Annotated in this window: 3 protein-coding genes; all 3 read right to left on the reverse strand. The window is 40.6% G+C overall.

Going from position 1 to position 4323, the window contains the following annotated elements:
• Positions 1–34: 34 nt before the first annotated feature.
• Positions 35–2893, reverse strand: coding sequence for a formate dehydrogenase subunit alpha (locus V7Q04_RS13070; protein ID WP_333805650.1), 2859 nt, complete (start codon positions 2891–2893; stop codon positions 35–37).
• 18 nt (positions 2894–2911) lie between these two features.
• Complete coding sequence (locus V7Q04_RS13075) at positions 2912–3109, reverse strand: twin-arginine translocation signal domain-containing protein (RefSeq protein WP_333805651.1); 198 nt, start codon at positions 3107–3109, stop codon at positions 2912–2914.
• 86 nt (positions 3110–3195) lie between these two features.
• On the reverse strand, positions 3196–3933 hold the full coding sequence (locus V7Q04_RS13080; protein ID WP_333805653.1) for a TorD/DmsD family molecular chaperone: 738 nt from the start codon (positions 3931–3933) through the stop codon (positions 3196–3198).
• Positions 3934–4323 lie beyond the last annotated feature (390 nt).

Consider the following 4323-nt stretch of genomic DNA (forward strand, 5'->3'; position numbering starts at 1 on the left):
ATTTCATTCTTGCATAATCCATCTCTCACCCCCCCTACGCTTTTTCGATGCGGCACAAGCCGCCCTTAGTTTCAGGAATCTGAGTAATGATGTCATAACCATAGTTTGTGACGGTATTGACACTCTCGCCGCTTGCATACGGTTTTGTTCCTGCTGGGAAATTACCCGTTCTATCTGTTCCTTGGAAGTGGCCTGCAAAGTGGAATGGCATAAAGACCATATCGGGAAGCACGGTTAGAGAGTACTTCGCTTTCACTTTGATTTTCGTACCCTCAGGTGAATGAATCCACATCATTTCACCATTTTTAACACCGTGTTTCAGCGCTAAATCTGGGTGGATGCTACAGAACATCTCAGGCGTTAAGGCTGCTAGATATTTGGATGAACGATTCTCTACACCCGCACCATTCATATTGACCAAACGTGCCGTAATCATGTTGATTGGGAACTCTTTACTATAATCTTTTGCACTTTGAACAGAAACATACTTCGTCATAACACGGAAGTGATTTGGCTTATCCGCAAATGATGGATATTTTGTTGTCAAATCATGGCGTGGTGAATGGAGTGGCTCACGGTGCAATGGAATACGATCTGGGAATTCCCAAACAATACTTCGTGCTTTCGCATTACCATAAGGGCAGATGCCCGCTTCCATACATTTTTGAACCAAGATACCGCTGTTATCGACTTTCCAGTTTGCACCACACGCTGCTTTTTCTTCTTCAGTGAGTGTAATGCCCAGTACTTTTTCGATGTTCTCTTTGGTAATCTCAGGGTGACCTGTTTCGATAGAAGCACCTTTAGGGAAAGAGCCTTTTTCAGCCAAGAGGTTTACACCATCTTTTTCCAAACCAAAGTTATTTCTAAAGCCCATACCACCTTGACTTACAGGGATACTGGTATCGTAAAGGTTTGGTGAACCACCGTGTGTTTTTGTCCAACAAGGCCATGGAAGTCCGTAGAATTCGCCTTTCATTGGTCCCATTCCAGCACCCGTTACTTCATCAAACATATGCCAGTTGTCGGTATGTTTTTTAACACGCTCAGCCGTCCAACCACTTAGACCGATGGTTTTGATGATACGCGCAATTTCATTGGTCGCATCTTCTGGCCATGTAAAGTCTTTTTTCTCAGGAATCATCTCAAGCTTGCCATCTTTGGTCTCTTGCATCAACATACCTTTAGTATATTGCTCATAGAATCCTAAACGCTTTGCTAGTTCAAACATGATCTCTTGATCGGGTTTACTCTCATAAAGAGGCTCAACGACTTTATAACGCCATTGTGCACTTCTGTTCGTTGCAACAACAAGACCACTTGTCTCAAATTGTGTTGCAGCAGGAAGAATAAACACGTTGTCTTTTTTATCGGTGAGAATCGCTGCTTCGTTCACAAATGGATCAGCAAGAACGATCATCTCTAAGTTATCAAGACCCTCTTTCACTTTCGCTTGTTGTGCAATGGAAGTGATACCATTACCCAAAACAACGAGAGCTTTAAGTGTTGTGCCTGCATTTTCAATTTTATCATCACTTTTAACACCAGCAACACCTGCCCACCAACGAGCTAATGTAAAGCCAGGTTTGTTCATCCATACGGCTTCTTTGAATTGTGATTTGATGTAGTCAAAATCAACACCCCATTGTTTTGCAAAGTATTTCCAAGAGCCTTCAGCTAGGCCATAGTAACCTGGAAGTGAGTCTGCTAAACATCCCATATCTGTAGCACCTTGAACGTTGTCATGGCCTCTGAGGATGTTTGTACCGCCACCCGCTTTTCCCATGTTGCCAAGAGCAAGTTGAAGAATCGGTGCAAGACGTGTATTGCTTGTTCCAATCGTATGTTGTGTGAGTCCCATAGCCCAAATCAATGTACCAGGACGATTTTTTGCATACAGTGTTGTAATTTGGATGAGTGTTTCTACACTGACGCCTGTCACATCTGAAGTAACTTCAGGTGTCCATTTGAGCGCTTCTGTTCTAATTTCATCCATACCATACACACGGTCATGAATGTACTCTTTATCTTCCCAACCATTTTTAAAAATGAGGTGAAGCATACCGTACATAAACGCAATGTCTGTACCAGGACGAATTTGCGCAAAAATATCTGCTTTTGCAGCTGTTTTTGTAAAACGAGGATCAATAACGATCAATTGAGAGTTATTGCGCTCTTTTGCTTTTAAGAAATGTTGGAAACCAACTGGATGGTTTACCGCAGGATTAGCGCCAAAAATAATAATTGCTTTAGACTTTTGAATATCTCCAAGGGAGTTCGTCATAGCACCATATCCAAATGTATTCGCCACACCGGCGACTGTGGAAGAGTGTCAGATTCTAGCTTGATGATCTGTGTTATTAGTTCCAAAGAATGCAGCGAACTTTCTAAAGTAGTACGCTTGCTCATTACTCATTTTTGCTGAGCCTAAGAATTGAACGGCATCAGGACCATCATTTTTCTTCAACTCTGCTAATTTTTTTGAGATGCGGTTTAGTGCATCATCCCAAGAAAGACGTTTCCACTGACCATTTTCTTTGACCATTGGGTATTTGAGGCGTACTTCAGATCTGACCATATCGATCATATCTGCACCTTTACAGCAGTGTCCACCAAGGCTTATTGGGTGATCCCCAGCCACTTCTTGACGAACCCATACACCATTTTGAACTTCTGCGATCACGCCACAACCGACGGAACACGAAGTACAGATAGTTTTAACTTTTTTGCTTCCAGGAAATGGGTTTTTAACCTCTTCCTCTGTTGCGGCGCGTGTTACTTTCTCACTAGCAAATGCTGAAGTGGCACCGAATGCACCAGCAACAGCTGCCATTTTGAGGAAAGAACGACGACCGACAGTCGTACTTAGAGCACGTTCTGTTGTTTTTTCCATAACGTTATGCCTCCTCTTTTATAGGGCAGATTTATAATAATCTTCCCATGTTTGTGTTTTTGTATAGGTAATCTCTTTCTTTTTAGATTTGCCTAAAACAACGCCATTTGTACCTTTTGAACCAGAAGTACCTGCTTGTACACTCACTACACCAACGGTAGCAACAGCGCCAGCAAGTGCAACTTTTTTAACAAAGCCACGTCTGCTTTCGTTCATTGAGCGCCTCCTTGATAATCTAAATCTCTTACGCGATAAGAGATTGCTCAAAACTGCTAAACAGCCTTGAGCAACCTCTTTGGTTGCTACACTTCGACCGTTTTCTTAGCTTTATCAGCCTCTTTTTTGGCTTTGTTTTCTGCACGTCTCCTTGCCTCTGCACCAGAGATGACTTCGACAGGTTTTTCAACACGCACTTTCTCTTTAAGAGGTGGTTTTGCCACTTCAAAATACATCCGCTCAAATGCCATAAAAGCATTTAAAACAATGGCAACAGATTTGTACGTTTTAGACATTGGATGCTCGTAAACATTAATCACAAATTCATCCATAAAAGGGTTAATCACTTCAGTAAAAAGGCAATGTTGCAAATTGTCATACACTTTTTGATCTTGCATAATCAGTTCAATGAGTTCGTGCATAAACGTGAAGATAAAGCCCACGCTGTCTTCATTCTCTTTAAAATTATTTTCGTCACGTCTGATTTTTGTTTTAGCTAAAAAGTTTTTAACAGCAAGTCGTTGATGTCCACTTTCAACCCCTTCGTCATAATACGAAGCGGTATTGCGCACAACAGGATAAGCTGGGTTATGGAAAATGTCGTCATACTCTTGAATAAGGGCATTTTCACCTTTCTCCATTAAAAAAGCTTTAATCTCTTTAAGCGCTTCACCTGAATTCTCATCGATTGGATTTTCGATCATCACATCAAGTGCTTCAATAACACCTTTATAACGTTCACTATTTGTTGTAAAAACAAATATTTTACTCAAGAAACCATAGTAGAGTGACCTTGCTTTATTAACGGATTCTTTATTTATCATTTTTTTGTTCCTCATCTTGACCTAGTCAATAAAATTAGACCTGTTTCAATCTTTGAGATAATTGAATCGCAAAAGGTCTGATTTAAGGGCTTTTGATGAAAATTTCTCAAAAATTTCACCCTTTTTTTTGACTCGTTATATACCATCAGTAAACAGTTCTTTACCGATTATGAGAAAATTTACCACAGATTTGCTTAGGTGAGAATGGGTTAAAAAGAGTAGTTTAAAAACTTAAAGCTAGCTTAAATATGCTATTTATGCATATTGCTCTGAGAGTTAAAGCGGATGAGAGAAGTATAGTTCAGAGAACATTAAAGCTCTCTGAACTACTTTTTTTCTGCCTCGGAAGAGGCAAGCTTCAGTGCCTAGTGTAACGTAGCTTTTCAAGCT

Origin of the sequence: Sulfurospirillum sp. (assembly GCF_036802865.1) — a bacterium.
In the GTDB taxonomy this organism is placed as follows: Bacteria; Campylobacterota; Campylobacteria; order Campylobacterales; family Sulfurospirillaceae; genus Sulfurospirillum.